This window comes from Pseudomonas sp. LJDD11 (assembly GCF_024584215.1).
In the GTDB taxonomy this organism is placed as follows: Bacteria; Pseudomonadota; Gammaproteobacteria; order Pseudomonadales; family Pseudomonadaceae; genus Aquipseudomonas.
In genome coordinates this window covers 1-545 of record NZ_JANJFL010000130.1, presented here as the reverse complement: position 1 = coordinate 545, position 545 = coordinate 1, and the positions used below count along the sequence as shown (strand labels likewise).

1 protein-coding gene is annotated in these 545 nt (G+C 58.9%); it reads left to right on the top strand.

Translation table 11 applies throughout. The annotated features are described in order from the left end of the window. The coding region (locus NRB16_RS29150; protein WP_257107601.1) for an ATP-binding protein at nucleotides 1-545 on the top strand (545 nt) is incomplete at both ends.

Genomic DNA, 545 nt, shown 5'->3' with positions numbered 1-545 from the left:
ACGCAATGCCTTGGGTAACCTGGGTCATGCTCTCAAGACGCCCCTGGCTGTTCTGCTCAGCATGGCCTCGAGCGAACAACTGGATGCCAATCCTGCCCTGCGCAAAACCCTCCATGAGCAACTGGAGAACATTCGCCTGCGCCTGGAGCGTGAGTTGAATCGTGCCCGACTGTCCGGTGATGCGCTGCCGGGAGCGCGTTTCGATTGCGATGCAGAACTGTCCAGCCTGTTTTCGACACTGCGCATGATCCACGGCGAGCATCTGGACCTGATCAATGATGTCCAGAGCGGCCTGCATTTGCCCTGGGATCGTGAGGACATTCTCGAATTGCTGGGCAACCTGCTGGATAACGCCTGCAAATGGGCTGACAGTGAAGTACGCCTGAATATCGAGCCGCAAGGGCAGGGGTTCACGCTGCTGGTCGACGACGATGGACCTGGTATTCCCGAGTCTCAGCGTGCAGAGGTGTTCAGTCGTGGCACCCGTCTCGATGAGCAGATCACCGGCCACGGCCTGGGTCTTGGGATCGTGCGCGATATTGTCG